Raw genomic sequence first — 15,070 nt, forward strand, 5'->3', positions numbered from 1 at the left:
CCTCCGGTGACGGCATCCCATTTATCCGCCGCCGGTCGGCACCGGTGCGCGGGCCCGCGCGGGCCCGCGCGAGCAGTCGGCCCGGAGCAGCCGCGGCCACGGGCACAGCCGCGACGGCGACCACGACCACGCAGCCTACGGGCGGGCGTAGAAGTCCGGGGTGCCCATGATCCAGAGGCTGGCCTGCTTGACCGGCATGCCGACGCGGGGGGCCTCGATCATCTGGTCGTTGCCGATGTAGAGGCCGACGTGGTGGATGTCGGCGGCACGGCCGGTGTCCGTCCAGAAGACGAGGTCCCCGGGGCGGAGGTCGCGGTAACCGATCGGGCTGCTCAGGGCGTACTGGTCGGCGGCGAAGTGGTTGAGCTGCCGGCCGCCCTGACGCCAGGCCATCATGGTCAGCCCCGAGCAGTCGTAGCCGCCGGGGCCCTCGCCGCCCCAGACGTACGGCAGCCCGATCTTGGAGCGGGCGTAGGCGACGGCGGCGGCCGCGCCCTCCGCGGACCACGGCCGGGCGGCCGGAGGCGGGCCGGCCGCAGGGCCGACGGCAGGACCGGCGCCCTTTGCCGGATTCGCGGCGTTCGCGGCCTCGGCCCGGGCCGCTTCGGCGGCGGCCTCGGCAGCGGCCCGTTCCGCCGCCGCGCGTTCCGCCTCGGCCTGCTCCGCGGCGGCCCGCGCTGCCTCCTCCGCCTCCCGGGCGGCGATCGCCTCCAGGGCCTCGCGGCGCTGCCGCTCCAGCTCGACGGTGGTGCGGCGGGCGGCGGCGAGGTCGGTGAGGAGCTGTTCGCGGCGCAGGCCGGTGGCGAGCACCTGGTTCTGCTGGGCGGCCACCCGCTGCTCGGCCCGCTCCCGGGCGGCGCCGACCTCGGCGGCGGCCCTCTCGGCGGCCCCGGTCGCGGCGCGTGCGCCGGCCGAGGCGCGGGTCGCGGCGGCGGCCGTGGAGGTGGCGGCGTCGAGGATCTGCCGGGTGCGGTCGCTGGCCACGCCGACCACCGCCGCCCGGTCGCCGGCCTCGCGCGGCCCGCGGGCGCCGAGCAGGGCGTTGATGGCGGAGAGTTCGGCGCTGGTGCCCTGGCGGTACGTTTCGGCGGCCAGCGCGGCCGCGTCCTCGGCGGCCGCGGCCCGCTCGGTCTCGGCGGAGGCCGCCCGGCCGATCGCGGCGGACTCCTCGGCGCGGGCCCGGGTGAGCGCGAGCTGGGCTCCGTTGTAGAGCTCGACGGCCTGCTCGGCGGCCCGGCCGGCCCGGTCGAGTTCGGCCCTGGCCGCGGTCAGTCCGGCCTCGATGGCGCTCACCGAGGCGGCCCGGCGGTCGGCCTCGGCCCGGGCCCGGTCGACGTCCTCGGCGGAGGGGTGGGCCTCGTCGGCCTGCCCGGCGCCGGCGGCCGGGTCGGGGTCCATCGGGGCGGCCGCGGCGGCGGGCAGCAGCCCGAGCAGCGCGGTGAGGGACAACAGGAGGGTCGGCAGAAGCCTGCGCACCACGAGACATCCCTTCTCAGGGTCGCGGACGGGTCCGCCGGTGCCGCCTGGTCCGCCGGGGTGCCTGGCCCCCCCGGGGTGGCCGGGGCGGCCCGGGGCGACCGGGATCGGGCAGGACCGGCAGAACGGACCATCACGTGACAGATCGTTTACGCATCGCCATGTTCTCAAGCCGGGCGGCTTCCACGCCCCAAGCCCGCACCGCCGACCGGGTGACCCGTCGGATGATCCGACCGGGCGTCACCTGCAGTCAGGTGGACAGGGCATACGAACTACCGGTGGATCCTGCGGGTGTGCGGCCGCAGGCGTGGGTGGCGGTCGGGCCGGCGCTCCAGGCCCGTCGGACGCACCACGTAGGTGCGGCTGCGGCCTGCCCGGACGGACCGCCGGCGCTGCTGGGCGCCGTGCCGGGTGCCGGGCTCGTGGGCCGCGCCGCCGGCGGCGGCACCCGCCACCGCGGTCGCCGAGCGGCGGTCGGCGAGCCGGGCGGACCGCCGGGCCAGCGCCCGGGCGGCGTGCGCGTCGAGGTGGGCGGAGGCCCGGGCCGCCATCCGCTCGGCGACCCGGTGGGCGGCGGGGTGGTTGGCGGGCACCTTGTCCGGGGCGCCGGCGATCAGGTCGAAAAGCCAGGTACGGGCGATGTCCGCACGCCGGTGCAGCCGGCGCTCGCGCCGGAGCGCACGCGCCCGGCGGCGTGGGCGTGTCGCGTAGCGCCAGCGCGCCCACGGGCTGCTCGGCCGGGCCAGCCGGATCGCCCCGACCCAGGAGATGCCCGGCACCATGATCCCGAGCAGACCGGTCCACATCTTGCCCTTGAGCAGGGTGACCACCATGGCCAGCGCGTTCGCCGAGATGATCGTGACCAGGCCCCAGCGGGTCTCCCCGGTGGGCTCCGCGCCGAGCGGCACGTACCCGATCAGGAGCAGGCCGGTGAAGAGGATGCCGAAGATCACCGCGTCCACCGACTTGCGGCCCTGCTCGCCCCAGTAGACGTCGTCCAGGTGCAGGATCAGCGCGAACTCGTCCAGCACCAGCCCGCAGCCGATGCCGAAGACCAGCCCGAAGACGTCGATCCAGGGGTGGCCGCCGTAGGTCGCGAACACCCCGATCCCGCCGACCAGCAGGAAGAACAGGCCGAACACCATGTGGTGGATGTGCAGCCCGCCCGGGGTGACGTTGCCGGGCCACCAGCGCACCTGGGCCCTGATCATCCGCACGCTGAACCGGATGAAGACGAAGGACGTGATGAAGCCGACCAGCAGCAGGAACAGCGGTTGCTTGTGCGCCGCGACGATGTGCTCGCGGTAGCCGTCCAGCAGTGTGGTCATAGGTATTACCTTCGTTCCTGGTCCTGCGTACTGCCTGCCGCGACATGGCCCGGGGGCCAACAGCGGTCCAACGACTGCGGAGCGGCCTCCGGCCCCGGCCGGCCCGGGGCCGGCCCGCGGACACCCCCCGGACGGCCGACGTGCCGCCCGACGGCGGTCCGGGGCGGCCGGCCTGCGGGCCGACGGCCGGTCAGAAGCCCCGGGTGCGCTTGGCCGCCCGGCGCGGCACCACCGGCTGCGGCGACAGCAGCTCGGCCCCGGCGGGCAGCTTCATGAAGAGCCGGGCGATCTCACCGCCGAGGTTCACGCCGATCGCCAGCGCCAGCGCGATCGCGGCGGCCCGGGTGATCTGCACCAGACCGCCCGCGGAGTGGCCCTGGGCGAAGGAGAGCATCCCGAGGTAGAGCGCCGACCCGGGCATCAGCGGGCCGATCGCGGCGGTCACGTACGGCAGTGCCGAGCCGGACCGGTAACGCGCCATCAGCTGGCCGAACAGGCCGACCAGGCCGGCCGCGACGCCGGTGGCCACGATCGGCGAGATCCCCGCGTTGTAGACCAGCACGCCGTAGCCGGACCAGCCGATGCCGCTGTTCAGCGTGACCAGGGCGAGCGAGCGGCGGTCGGTCTGCAGCAGCATCGCGAAGGCCAGCGTCAGGACCAGCGCGGCGATCATCTGGACCGGCGGGTAGTTCACCCCGACCAGGCTCTCGTCCGGCCTGAGCTTCGCCTCGAAGCCGACCCCGAGGTAGAGGATCAGCATCACGCCGATGACGATGCCCGCCACCAGGTAGATCACTTCGAGCAGCCGGGCGGCGGCGGTGATGTAGAAGCCGGTCAGACCGTCCTGGACGGCGGCGACCAGGGCGCGCCCGGGCAGCAGCGCGAAGAGCCCACCGGTGATCACCACCGAACCGCGCAGGCCCCAGTCGTTGAAGGAGAGGATGATGCCGGAGGCCGCCGCCGGCATCGCGGCCAGCACGAACTGGTAGAACTCCGGCAGTCCGCGACGGGCGATCAGCGAGGCCATCCGGTCGCCGAGGACGGCCGCGACGAAGGCGCTGGCGAAGACCAGCCAGGCCTTGTCGTCGGCCCGCCCGCCGACCAGGAAGGTCGCCGCCCCGGCCAGCAGCCCGGTGTTCAGCGCGAGCACCCAGGCCGGGTACGGGTGCCGGTTGCGGCGGATCCGGGCGAGACGGCGGTACGCGTCGTTGACGGAGACCCTCTCCGCGGTGATGTCGGCGACCAGCTCGTACACCGCGTTCAGCCGGGTGTAGTCGGAGGTGCGGCGGCGCACCACCCGGTCCGCGGTGACCGGCGGCTCGACCAGCGAGGGCTGGTGCGAGATGCCGATCAGGGTGAAGGTGACCTGCGGCTCGCAGCGGTCCAGCCGGTAGGCGTGCGCGATGCCGAGCATGGCCGCCTCGACGTCCTCGGCGGCCTCGCCGCTGGCCAGCAGCAGCTCGCCGATCCGGAGCGTCAGGTCGAGGATGCGCGGCACGTTGCGGGCGGCGGAGGGGTGCAGTTCGCGGGCGGTCCGCTCGAAGGCGGGACGCTCGGACATCGGGGTGCGCAGCAGGGTGCGCATCCGGTCCGGCCAGGGCGCCTCGCCGGGGGCGCCGGGCTGCAGGGTGGGGACGGCGATGCCGGTCGGCGGGGTGTAGCCGGCCGCCTGCCACTCCTCGGGGGTGAGGGTGTCCTCGGGGCCCGGGCGCCGGCGGCGGACGGGGGCGGGCTCCTCGGCCGGCTCGCCCGCCGCCCGGTCGGCGGGCCCCTCGGCGGGCTGCTCGGCCGGCTCCGGGGCCAGCAGGCCCTTGGTCTCCAGGACCGGCGGGACGAGCGGGATCACCGTGGCCGGCTCGACGGCCGGGGCGGGGTGGCCGAGCAGGCCCTCGGTGGGTGGCGCGTCGGAGGGGTGGAGCGGCTGCGGCCGTGCCTCCGGCCGCGCCTGCCGGGCCCCCTTGCCGCCCCTGGCCCGCCTGCCTGCGCCCGGTCGGCCCCGCTTAGGCACTTCCACTCCTTGCCGCCCCTGGTGGCGCCGGGCACCCGGGCCGCCGTTCGATCTCCGGTTACACCTTGCCTGATCGAACTGCCGGACGCACATGTACGTCGCGGCGGACCGCGGGGCGCGCGGGTGCCTACCCGGCGCGGTGGCCGCGCCCGGCCGACCCGGTGGCCGCGCCTACCCGGCGCGCCGGGCCGCCGCGGCGGTCCGGCGGGCGCGCAGCAGTTCGAGCGCGACCGGGACGACCGAGAGCAGCACGATGCCGATCAGGATCGCCTCGATGTTCTCCCGGACGAACGGGATCTGACCGAGGAAGTAGCCGAGCACGGTGACGCCGGCACCCCAGAGCACCCCGCCGATGACGTTGAAGACGACGAAGGTGCGGTAGTTCATCCCGCTGACTCCGGCGACGATCGGGGTGAAGGTCCGCACGACCGGCACGAAGCGGGCCAGCACGATCGCCTTGGGCCCGTGCCGGTCGAAGAAGGCGGCCGCCTTCTCCACGTTCTCCTGCTTGAACAGCCGGGAGTCGGGCCGGCGGAACAGGCCCGGTCCGACCTTGCGGCCGAAGAGGTAGCCGACCTGGTCCCCGGCCACCGCGGCGACCACGATCAGCACGCAGAGCAGCCAGAGCGGCAGGTGCAGGTAGGTGCCGTCGGCCACCAGCAGGCCGGCGGTGAAGAGCAGGGAGTCCCCGGGGAGGAAGAAGCCGATCAGCAGGCCGGACTCGGCGAAGACGATGGCCAGGATGCCGATCGGCCCGAACGTGGAGATCAGCTGGGTCGGATCGAGCCAGGACGGGCCGAGGGCGAGGCTGGTCACGGGGCAGACACTCCTGGAGGTCGACTCTTGGCAATGAAACAGTAAAGCATGTGCCAAGAAGACCTAAAGAAGGAGCCCCGCCCCGGCCCGGAACCAAGCTCCGGGGCGGGGCGGGGCGGCGAGCGGGGCTACAGCCCGTACCGCTCGATGACCCCCTCGTGCCGGGCGGTGTCCGCGCCGGCCGCCCTGGCGAGGTCGAGCCAGGCCAGCGGGTGCGGCCAGCCGCCCGTCAGCCGGTGCAGCAGCGCGTCGGCGTCGGCCGCGTGGGCCGTCGGCGGCACCCCCAGGGCGGCGTAGATGCCGGGCAGCGTGGCGTCCTCGTCGGCCGGGTCGGTGATGCCGTACTGGTCCCCGCTGTAGGCCCAGACCGCGTAACCGGCCTCGCCCAGCCGCTCGCGCAGCGCGGCCCAGGCCTCGTCGCCGGGCCAGCCGCCGTCGATCCAGTAGGTGGTGTAGCCCGCCGGGTCGAGCAGCGTGAGCAGCTCGAACACCGGGCGCCAGCTCCGCCGCTCCTCCTCCGGGGCGTCCTCGGCCGGCGGCTCGGTCAGCAGGGCCGGGGCGAAGACGACCACGTCGCCGTGGTTGAGCGTCACGTCCTCGCCGAGCACCGGCAGGATGCGGGCGGTGGCCGGTCCGGTCCGGACGGCCGGGAGGTCGGCGGTGGCGCCGTTGGTCCGGGTGGCCCGGACGGTGACCAGCTGCCACTCCTCGTCGACCGGCCCCTCGGGCTCGTCGAACTCGATGCCGATCAGCGCGCCGGTGGAGCGGACCACCGCCCAGTCCCGGTTGGCGGTGGCCGCGGTGACCAGGTGCCAGAGGTCGGGCTGCTGGACGGTGCGGTGCAGCTCCTCCTCCGGCGTGCCCTCGGCGGGCAGCGCGTGCGTCAGGAGGTCCTGGAAGTACCGCTGCGCGGCGGCGTGGTCGCCCAGCTCGGTGGCCGCGGCGGCGGCGACCCGGCGGGTGTTGATCCGGTCCGGGTGCCCGGCCAGGATCGCCTCGCAGTGCTCCACCACCTCGGCCCAGCGGCCCTCGGCGGCGGCCCAGCGGGCCCGGACCCAGTGGCCGTCGGCCGGGCTGGTCGCCGCCAGCCGGTCGGCGAGCCGGCGCACCCCGTCGCCGTCGCCCGACTCGACCAGGGCCACGCCGAGCATGCCGATCAGGTCCTCGTTGACCGGGTCGGCGTCCAGCCGCTGCCAGAGCAGGTCGGCGGCGGCCCGGGCGTGGCCGAGGCCGCCCAGCGCCGCGGCCAGCTGCACGGTCAGGTCGGTGGCGCCGGCCGGCTCGCCGCGGTACTGCTCCAGCGCGGCGGAGAGCAGGTCGGCGCCGGTCTCGGCGGGCACGCCCGCCGTGGCGAGGTGCCCGAGCAGGGCGGCCGGCGGCACGGGCAGCTCCGGGACGGGCAGGGCCTCGGCGGCGGCGCGCAGCTCCGCCACCCGCTCGGCGACGCCCTCGGTGCGGCGCAGCCGGGCGAGCTTGCGCTCACCGGTGGCGGCCAGGGCGAGGGCGACCGTCCGGGCGCCGCGGGCCAGCGCGAGCCGGCCGGCCATCAGCAGCAGCTCCACGCAGGGGCGGTGCGAACCGGTGCCGTCGAGGTAGCCGACCCAGCCGGCCACGGCGGCGCCCAGCTCGGCGTCGTTCTCCAGGGCGCCGGCGGCGACGAGCAGCTCGACGGTGCCCGTCCAGGCCGCCCGCAGGTCGGCGTGGAGCTCGGCGTCCGCGCGCTCCGGCAGCAGGGCCAGCGCCTCGTCGGTACGGCCGAGCGAGGCGAGCGCGCGGGCCCGCAGCAGAGCGCCCCAGCGCTCGTCGCTCTCGTCGATCTCGCGACCCCGGGTGCGCTCGGACTGCTCGGCGGTGTCGAGCAGGGTGAGCACCTCCTCGTGCCGGCCGAGCAGGTGCAGGGTGCCGGCCCGGGAGTGGTGGAAGTGCAGCGAGAGCCGCTGGCCGGCGCCCTGGATCCGGGCGGCGGCGGTGTCCAGGTGGCCGAGCGCCTCGGCCGGGCGGCCGTCGTCCTCCAGGGCGTCGGAGTACTCGCGCGAGAGGCAGTCGAAGCAGGCGCGGCCCGGCTCGATCCGCTCCAGCGTCTCGCTCAGGACGGCGAGCCGCTCGGGCACGTAGCCGGGGCCGTCGACGCGGGCGTGGCAGATCGCGAAGTCCTGCACCACACAGACCGACTGCGGACAGCCCGCGGTCTCCTCGCGGTGCGCGAACTCCAGCAGGTCGACCGCCTCGGGGAGGGCCTGCTCGCCCTGGTGGCGCTTGTTCAGCAGGTTCTGCATCCGCCAGTGCCGCAGGTAGACCTCGACCCAGGGCAGGCCGAGTGCCCGGGCGGCGGCGACCGCCTCCGGGTAGACGGCGTCGAGCTGGGCGTTGCGCCCCTCGTTGGCGTGGCCGGGCAGCTCGTAGATGGCATCGGCCAACCGCTGGTGGCCGGCCTCGGCCAGTTGCTGGTGGGTGTCGTGCACCCAGGCCCAGATGTCGGTGCTCATACCGCTTCCGTCTCTCCCTGCGGGTGGTGCGCTGTACTGGTCGACAGTGTGGCCGGGGCCGCTGACAGCCCGTCCGGGGCGGCGGCCCGGGTCATCGCCTCAGCCCCGGACACCGGCGCCGCCCGGGCCGCCGGCGGGGCCAGGGCCGTCCGGGCCGTCGAGCCCGTCGGGGCTGTCCGGGACGGCGGGCAGGCCGACCGGGACGGCGGCGGTCAGCGCGGAGACCGCGGTGCCGATGCCGGCCAGGGCGCCGGTGAGGTCGCCCCCGGAGGCGTCGGCCGAGGCCGCCGCCATGATCACCTTGAGCGAGCGGAGCAGCCCGGCGGCGGTGGCGCTGCCGGTGTGCCCGGCGCGGTAGGCGGTGAGCAGGTCCTGCACGGCCGGACAGGCCAGGTTGAGGTAGAGCCGGGCCTTCACCTCGCCGCCGGTGCGGGCGGTGAACGCCCGGGCCAGCCGCAGTGCGGCGGACGGGATCCGGGCGTCCGCCTGGTCGTCCTCGATCCGGGCCTTGAGCTCGGCCTCCCGGTCCGGGACGAGGACGAGCGGCAGGCCGGCCGGGTCGAACCGGGCCGGGACGAGCTGCTCGCCCGGGTCGGTCAGGGCGGCCGCCAGCCAGGCGGCCTCGCCCGCGGGCAGCGGGCGCTCCGGGTCGCGGAACAGCTCACGGTTGCCGCTCTCGCTGCCCAGCTCGACGATCCGGCAGCCGCGCAGCTGCGCGTAGCGGCGCAGGAACGGCAGTACGGCGTAGCGGTCGCCGCGCGCGATCGGCACCTGCATCGCCCGGTAGAGCATCTCCTCGAAGCCGCCGCCCGCGCCGAGCGCGACGTGCACCGCGCCGGAGCCGGCCGCCCGCAGGGCGCCGGCGGTCCGGTCACCCTGCGAGGTGGGCACCGGGACGTCGTCGGCGAGCAGGGTGAACAGCCGGTCGTCGCAGAGCGCGGCGCCGAGCAGCTCCTGGCCGTGCCGGGCCAGGATGCGGCGCCAGACGGCCGGCCGGAGCCGGGCGGTCTCGTAGAGGCCGTCCACGACGGCGTCGGTGAGCGCCTGATGGAGGGCGCGGTAGTGGTCGTCGCGCTGGAGGTCCTCGCGGCTGGCGGTGGGGGTGAGCCGGCTGGACTCGACCACCCCGCCGATGAACCCGGCCCAGCTGGGCAGCAGGTCGCGGGCGTCCTCGGCGAGCAGCATGCCGCGCAGGTAGACGGCGAGGTCGCGGTTGTCGCTGCTGCCGTAGCTGCCGCCGTCCTGCACCCAGAGCAGGCCGGCCGCGTCGCTGCCGCCGTCGACGGGGTGGAGGGGGAAGGCGGTGAGCGGCTCGAAGCGGCGGCCGAAGGCGCCGGCGAACCGCATCCGGGCGGCGTACTGGTCCCCGTCGACGGGACCGCGCCAGGGGACGGTGACGGCGTTGACGGGCTGCTCGTCGTCGCCGACGAAGACCGGGACGGGCAGCAGCACGCAGTACCGGCGGAGCACCTCGCGCAGCGCCGACTCGTCGGCGAGGTGGGCGTGTTCGGCCTTCAGCGAGAGCTCGACGACCGTGCCGCCGCCGGGCCGCGGGGCGGCCGGCTCCACGCTGTACTGCTCGCCGCCGAAGCTGCGGTAGCGGTGGCCGAGCAGCGGTTCGCGGTGCGAGGTGGTGGTGACGGTGACCTCGTCGGCGACCGAGAAGGCGGACAGGAAGCCGAGGCCGAAGGCGCCGATCAACTCCTGGTTGCCGGTCAGTTCGCGCAGCATCCGGGTGTAGCCGGTGCCGACGGTGGCGAGGTACGCGTGGATCTCCGGCTCGGTCAGGCCGGCGCCGGTGTCCTCGATGGCGATGCCGCGCCGCGCGGCGTCGGCCCGGACCCGGACGAGCGGCCGGTGGTCACCGTCGGGATCCTCCAACAGCCGCCTGGTGTGCGAGTCGTGGGCGTTCTGGACGAGTTCGCGCAGGGCGACCAGAGGGGTCGAGTAGAGGTGGGTGGCGAGGACGTTCACCAGTCCGCCGAGATCGACCTCGGTCGTACGCAGATCCTCGGCGGGCCCGGGGTCGGGCGGGAGACCTTCAGACATGGGTCCTCAGTGTGCCAGTGCGACTATCCGGCGACCATTTCTTTCTGACAGCAGGGGTCCGGTCAACACCGTGTTGACCGCCCGGCTTTGCCCGACCGGCCCCGGAACGGCCTGTTCGGAGGGGCCAACTTACCTGCTCCCGAAGGATTTTGACCGCGGAATCCGCGCCCCCGGCGAGCCCGCCGGCGATCCCCCCGGACAACGCCGATGACACCATCGGGCGAATTGCCACCCGTTTGGTGGAGTTCGTCCACGACGCTGGTGAATGCTGGTCGTGCGACGTCAGGCAACGGCGCTCCCGGGGCGGCCACCCCGGAAGGCGCCACTTTCGCACTCCACCCTTCAGGGAGACCAGCGTGTCCCGTATTCGCGCAGCCGCCGCCGTCACCGCCCTCGGGGCCTTCCTCCTCGTCGGTGTCGGTGCCGCCACCGCGCACGCCGACAACGGCGCCGGTGCCGACCACCACTCCAACAGCAGCGTCGTGAGCAACACCGGCTCCAACAACGTCATCGGCAACGTCGTCGGCAACGTGGTCAACACCCAGCAGACGGCCACCGGCTCCGGTGCCGCCAACCAGAACAACGGCCTCGCCGTCACCGGCAACGGCGGCAACATCGGTGCGCTGCAGGGCAACGGCAACTTCGACGCCCAGGTGTACTACCCGCACGTCCTCTACTAGGCACACCGCCCGGCGCACCGCCGGGTGCGCCGCCGCCAGGAGCGTCCGGGGCGCGACTGCCCCTCGCGCCCGGGTCCGTGAACGGGTGCCCGTCCCCACCGCCGGGGCGGGCACCCACTCGCGTCCGCCCACCCGCGCCCCGGGCCTACCGGCTCACGGCCGCCCGGGCACGCCGAGGACGGCCCGGCCGAGCCGCCGCAGGCAGTCGCCGAGGTCGGCCCGGTCGCCGGCCGGACGGTTCCGCACCCCGTCGTTGACCAGCGCGAACAGCGCGTGTACCCGGATCCGGGCCTCCGCCGCGTCGTACTCCGGACGCACCCGGCGGAGCAGGTCGACCCAGGTCCGCAGGAAGTCCCGCCGGAAGTCCACGGCGGCCCGCCGGTCCGGCGCGGCCAACCGCTCCGTCTCGCTCAGCATCGCGCCCAGGTAGTCCGCGTTGCCCCGGGCGAAGTCGACGTACGCGGCCAGTCCGGCCTCCAGCGCCGCGCCCGGCCCCACCGCGCCCGCGATCGCTCCCGCCACCTCGTGCCAGAGCCGCTCCCGGCTGCGCACCAGCGAGGCGGCCAGCAGCTGCTGCTTGCTGTCGAAGTGCCGGTACACGCTCGGCCCCGAGATGCCGACCGCCGCACCGAGCTGGTCGGTACTGACGTTGTCGAACCCGCGCCGGTGGAACAGCCGGACGGCCGCCGCGAGCAGCTCCTCGCGCCGCGGCTGCGGCAGCACGACGGCCGGCACCACCGGCCGGGGGTCGGCCGCGGTGCCGTCCAGCGACACCGCGAGCACCGCCGCCACCAGGTCGCGCAGCAGCCGTTCGGCCCGGCGCGGCTGCGGAGCGGCCGACTGGTAGGACAGGCCCGCACAGGCCGAGAGCGCCGACCAGCAGAGCAACTCGGCGTCCCGCCGGTCGAGTCCGGGCCGCTCGGCGCGGAGCCGGGCGGTCATCAGCGCGGCGTCCGCCCGCAGTTCGCGGCGGAGCGCGGCCCGCCGGGCCGGCGGCAGCAGCCGGGCATCGCGCTGCACCAGCGTGCCGAGCGGCCGGTGCCCGACCGCGACGGCGGCCAGCACGCTGCCGACGGCCGCCGTGGAGCCGGCCGCGCGCAGCCCGTCCGCCAGCTCGTCCAGCCCCGGCCGGACGGTCCGGTCGAGCAGTTCCGGCTTGCCCCGGAAGTGCCGGTAGAGGGCCGGCGCGGTGATCCCGACCCCGGCGGCGACCTCGGTCATCGACACCTGGTGGTACCCGCTGCGATGGAAGCGCTCGGCCGCCACCGCCAGGATCTGCGCCTGCCGGGACGACGCCGGCGGCCGCCGCACCACCATGCCGCCACTCCTCGCCCCGGGCTCACCGACCATGCCGACCGTAGGCTAGCAAGGATTCACTTGACCGCCCCGGGAGCCGGGCGTACCGGGCCCGACCACGGCACGGGCACCGGTCCGCCGACCCTGGACAGTGGAAGCTACCCGGGATTAACTTGTGGAGCGATCACTCGGCCCCACCGAAGGGAGCGCCACCGTGCGCCGCACCGTGTTCACCGAGGACCACGAGGCCTTCCGGGAGACCATCCGGGACTTCATCGCCAACGAGGTCGTCCCCGTCTACGAGAGCTGGGAGGCCGACGGCCACCCGCCGCGCGACTTCTACCGCAAGCTCGGCGAACTCGGCATCTACGGCATCGAGGTCCCGGAGGAGTACGGCGGTGCCGGCGAGAGCGGCTTCAAGTACCAGGCGGTCATCGCCGAGGAGACCGCCCGCGCGGGCGTCAGCTTCGGCTCCTCCGGCGTCCACACCGGGCTGGTGCTGCCCTACCTGCTGGAGTACGCGGACGAGGAGCAGAAGCAGCGCTGGCTGCCCGGCTTCGTCTCCGGCGACATCATGACCGCGATCGCGATGACCGAGCCCGGAGCCGGTTCCGACCTCGCCGGGATCACGACCACCGCCCGGCTCTCCGAGGACGGCACCCACTACGTCCTCAACGGCGCCAAGACCTTCATCACCGGCGGCGTGCTCGCCGACCTCGTCCTGGTGATCTGCCGGACCGCCCCGTACGACCCGGACAACCGCCGGGCCGGCCTCTCCATCCTCTGCGTGGACACCGCCTCCGAGGGCTACACCGTCGGCCGCAAGCTGCAGAAGATCGGCCTGCGCACCTCGGACACCGCGGAGCTGGCGTTCAGCGACGTCCTGGTGCCGGTGGAGAACCTGCTCGGCGAGGAGGGCCGGGCCTTCTCCTACCTGACCCACAACCTGGTGCAGGAGCGGCTGGCCATCGCGGTCGGCGCGTACGCGGCCTCGGCGGCGGCCGTCCGCTTCGCCGTGCAGTACGTCAAGGACCGGAAGGTCTTCGGCAAGGCGGTGGCGGAGTTCCAGAACACCAAGTTCACCCTGGCCGACTGCGAGGCCCAGGTGGTGGCGCAGCAGTCGATGGTCGACCGCGCGCTGGAGCTCTACCAGCAGGGCGGGCTGACGGTCGCGGACGCGGCGGCGGCGAAGCTGTTCTGCACCGAGTCGGCCTCCGGCGTGATCGACAAGTGCCTGCAGCTGCACGGCGGCTACGGCTACATCCTGGAGTACCCGATCGCCCGCCTCTACACCGACAACCGGGTGTTCCGGATCTACGGCGGCACCAGCGAGGTCATGCGCAGCATCATCGCCAAGTCGATGGGCCTGTAGGGGACCGCGCCCCCGCACGGAACCGGCCCGCCGAGGGCGCTGCTCGCGGCCCCGGACGGCGGACGGCGGACGGCGGCGGGAACGCGACGGACAGCGGGCCGCACCCCCATGGCGGCCCGCTGTCACCCGGTCCGTCGGGCGGTCCGGTCAGTTGGGCGAGACCTGCTCGGCCCGCCAGGCGTCCCAGCCCGCCGCCGACGCCGCCTTCGCCCCGCTCAGGGCCCGCTGGGCCATGGCGGTCGGCGGGGTGTCCATGCCCCGCACCCACTGCCGGCCCGCGGTGGCCAGCGCCACACACACCATCACCGCACCGGTCGCCCCGAGCAGCGCGCCGACGCCCGTGAACACCGCGCCGCCGGCCAGGAGCGTGCGGTTGACCTGAAACCCGTTGAAAAAGCTCTGATTGGTCGCCATGCCTCCACCATCGGGGCAGTCGGCGGCTCCCGCACCCCGAGCGCACCCGCGGGCGGGACGGTGGCGGCCCGGGGTGCGGGAGCCGACCGCGTCCGCGACGCTGGGCCCGGGGGCCGCCACCCGGCCCCAGCCCGACCGGGCGGCGAGCCGCAGGCACCAGGCAGGTTCAGGAGGACGCGCGATGGTCGATCTCGAACAGCTCGCCGTGGAGCACGCGGCCAGGGCCGCCGAGAGCCCGCACGGACGCAGCGCCCACCTCGTCCTGCACGACGGCCTGTTGCGGCAGACCGTGATCGCCCTGACGGCGGGCACCGCGCTGGACGAGCACAACGCCCCGACGGCCGCCTCGCTCCAGGTGCTGCGCGGCCGGGTCTCGCTGACCGTCGCGGGCCGGCTCCAGGAGCTGTCGGCGGGCGAGCTGCAGCCCGTCCCGCCGGAGCGGCACGGGCTGCTGGCCCACGTGGACTCGGTGGTCCTGCTGACGGCGGTCACCGGGTGAGGCCCGGACGGCCCGCACCGTCACCCGCCCGTCACCCGCCCGGCGGAGCCGCTACGCCGCGGCCGGCTTCAGCACCGCGCCGCTGACCAGCCGCAGCCCGTGCAGGAAGTCCCGCCCGGTCGGCGCCTGGTCGGGGGCGGCCATCCACTGGAGCGCCATTCCCGCCAGCATCGCCTGGTAGAACGTCCCCCGGGCCAGCTCCTCCTCGGTGTCCGGCACCTCGGGGAGGCCCTGGAACAGCGCGGCGAGCCCGAGCCGGCCGTCCTTCTGCACGCCGGCGAGCGCCCGCTCCAGGTCGGGCGCGTGCTCGATCTGCACGATCGCCTCGAACTGGGCGGCCCAGAGCCCCCGGTGTTCGACGAAGGTCTCCCGCACGCCGTCCCAGACCGCGACGAAGCGCTCCTCCGGGTCGTCCGACAGCGCACTCGCGCCCGTCACCACCGCGGCCAGCGCCGCACCCCACTCCGCGGTGGCCTCGATCAGCGCCGCGTTGAGCAGCGCGTCCTTGGAGCCGTAGTGGTAGCCGATGGCGGCCAGGCTGACGCCGGAGGCGGTGGCGATGTCCCGGGCGGTGGTGCGCCCGTAGCCCTTCTCGTACAGGCAGCGCTTGGCGCCCGCCATCAAGTCTTCGCGGTTTCCCATGGCT

At 75.2% G+C, this 15,070-nt stretch carries 12 protein-coding genes; 3 read left to right on the top strand and 9 right to left on the bottom strand.

Going from position 1 to position 15,070, the window contains the following annotated elements:
• Window positions 1-135 precede the first annotated feature (135 nt).
• The 6 genes from OH807_RS18915 to OH807_RS18940 all read right to left on the bottom strand — a co-directional run bounded on the left by OH807_RS18915 (window position 136) and on the right by OH807_RS18940 (window position 10,163).
• Window positions 136-1,479, bottom strand: coding sequence for a C40 family peptidase (locus OH807_RS18915; protein ID WP_406200219.1), 1,344 nt, complete (start codon window positions 1,477-1,479; stop codon window positions 136-138).
• Between the two features lie 269 nt (window positions 1,480-1,748).
• The gene (locus tag OH807_RS18920) at window positions 1,749-2,804 is read right to left on the bottom strand and encodes a hypothetical protein (RefSeq protein ID WP_406200222.1); all 1,056 of its coding nucleotides are present in this window, start codon (window positions 2,802-2,804) and stop codon (window positions 1,749-1,751) included.
• Window positions 2,805-2,994: 190 nt separating this feature from the next.
• Window positions 2,995-4,812 (bottom strand): threonine/serine exporter family protein, encoded by a 1,818-nt coding sequence (locus tag OH807_RS18925; protein ID WP_406200224.1) that lies wholly within the window; start codon window positions 4,810-4,812, stop codon window positions 2,995-2,997.
• A 171-nt stretch (window positions 4,813-4,983) separates the two neighbouring features.
• The gene (locus OH807_RS18930; RefSeq protein WP_406200227.1) at window positions 4,984-5,628 is read right to left on the bottom strand and encodes a DedA family protein; all 645 of its coding nucleotides are present in this window, start codon (window positions 5,626-5,628) and stop codon (window positions 4,984-4,986) included.
• 128 nt (window positions 5,629-5,756) lie between these two features.
• A complete protein-coding gene (locus tag OH807_RS18935; protein ID WP_406200228.1) occupies window positions 5,757-8,114 on the bottom strand; it encodes a hypothetical protein in 2,358 nt (785 codons plus the stop codon).
• 99 nt (window positions 8,115-8,213) lie between these two features.
• Window positions 8,214-10,163, bottom strand: coding sequence for an ATP-binding protein (locus tag OH807_RS18940; protein ID WP_406200230.1), 1,950 nt, complete (start codon window positions 10,161-10,163; stop codon window positions 8,214-8,216).
• Between the two features lie 356 nt (window positions 10,164-10,519).
• On the opposite strand from OH807_RS18940, the gene OH807_RS18945 reads away from it, so the two are divergent.
• Window positions 10,520-10,843 carry a hypothetical protein gene (locus OH807_RS18945; RefSeq protein ID WP_406200232.1) on the top strand — a complete coding sequence of 108 codons (324 nt, stop codon included), beginning with the start codon at window positions 10,520-10,522 and terminating at the stop codon, window positions 10,841-10,843.
• Between the two features lie 153 nt (window positions 10,844-10,996).
• On the opposite strand, the gene OH807_RS18950 is transcribed toward OH807_RS18945, so the two are convergent.
• Window positions 10,997-12,160, bottom strand: coding sequence for a TetR/AcrR family transcriptional regulator (locus tag OH807_RS18950; RefSeq protein WP_406200235.1), 1,164 nt, complete (start codon window positions 12,158-12,160; stop codon window positions 10,997-10,999).
• Between the two features lie 193 nt (window positions 12,161-12,353).
• Between OH807_RS18950 and OH807_RS18955 the strand changes: the two genes are divergently transcribed.
• On the top strand, window positions 12,354-13,511 hold the full coding sequence (locus OH807_RS18955; protein ID WP_406200238.1) for an acyl-CoA dehydrogenase family protein: 1,158 nt from the start codon (window positions 12,354-12,356) through the stop codon (window positions 13,509-13,511).
• A 147-nt stretch (window positions 13,512-13,658) separates the two neighbouring features.
• Here OH807_RS18955 and OH807_RS18960 read toward each other — a convergent pair whose 3' ends face one another.
• Window positions 13,659-13,925, bottom strand: a complete 267-nt coding sequence (locus tag OH807_RS18960) for a hypothetical protein (RefSeq protein WP_406200240.1) — start codon at window positions 13,923-13,925, stop codon at window positions 13,659-13,661.
• 181 nt (window positions 13,926-14,106) lie between these two features.
• Between OH807_RS18960 and OH807_RS18965 the strand changes: the two genes are divergently transcribed.
• A complete protein-coding gene (locus tag OH807_RS18965; protein WP_406200243.1) occupies window positions 14,107-14,424 on the top strand; it encodes a cupin in 318 nt (105 codons plus the stop codon).
• Window positions 14,425-14,475: 51 nt separating this feature from the next.
• On the opposite strand, the gene OH807_RS18970 is transcribed toward OH807_RS18965, so the two are convergent.
• A complete protein-coding gene (locus OH807_RS18970) occupies window positions 14,476-15,066 on the bottom strand; it encodes a TetR/AcrR family transcriptional regulator (protein ID WP_406200245.1) in 591 nt (196 codons plus the stop codon).
• Window positions 15,067-15,070: the final 4 nt, after the last annotated feature.

The sequence above is a fragment of the Kitasatospora sp. NBC_01560 genome (assembly GCF_045208415.1).
GTDB lineage: Bacteria > Actinomycetota > Actinomycetes > Streptomycetales > Streptomycetaceae > Kitasatospora.

Bases quoted from the DNA above. Each gene is read 5' to 3' on its own strand.
- OH807_RS18935 (WP_406200228.1), bottom strand. From the start codon at position 8,114: ATGAGCACCGACATCTGGGCCTGGGTGCACGACACCCACCAGCAACTG.
- OH807_RS18920 (WP_406200222.1), bottom strand. From the start codon at position 2,804: ATGACCACACTGCTGGACGGCTACCGCGAGCACATCGTCGCGGCGCAC.
- OH807_RS18950 (WP_406200235.1), bottom strand. From the start codon at position 12,160: ATGGTGGTGCGGCGGCCGCCGGCGTCGTCCCGGCAGGCGCAGATCCTG.
- OH807_RS18960 (WP_406200240.1), bottom strand. From the start codon at position 13,925: ATGGCGACCAATCAGAGCTTTTTCAACGGGTTTCAGGTCAACCGCACG.
- OH807_RS18970 (WP_406200245.1), bottom strand. From the start codon at position 15,066: ATGGGAAACCGCGAAGACTTGATGGCGGGCGCCAAGCGCTGCCTGTAC.
- OH807_RS18940 (WP_406200230.1), bottom strand. From the start codon at position 10,163: ATGTCTGAAGGTCTCCCGCCCGACCCCGGGCCCGCCGAGGATCTGCGT.
- OH807_RS18965 (WP_406200243.1), top strand. From the start codon at position 14,107: ATGGTCGATCTCGAACAGCTCGCCGTGGAGCACGCGGCCAGGGCCGCC.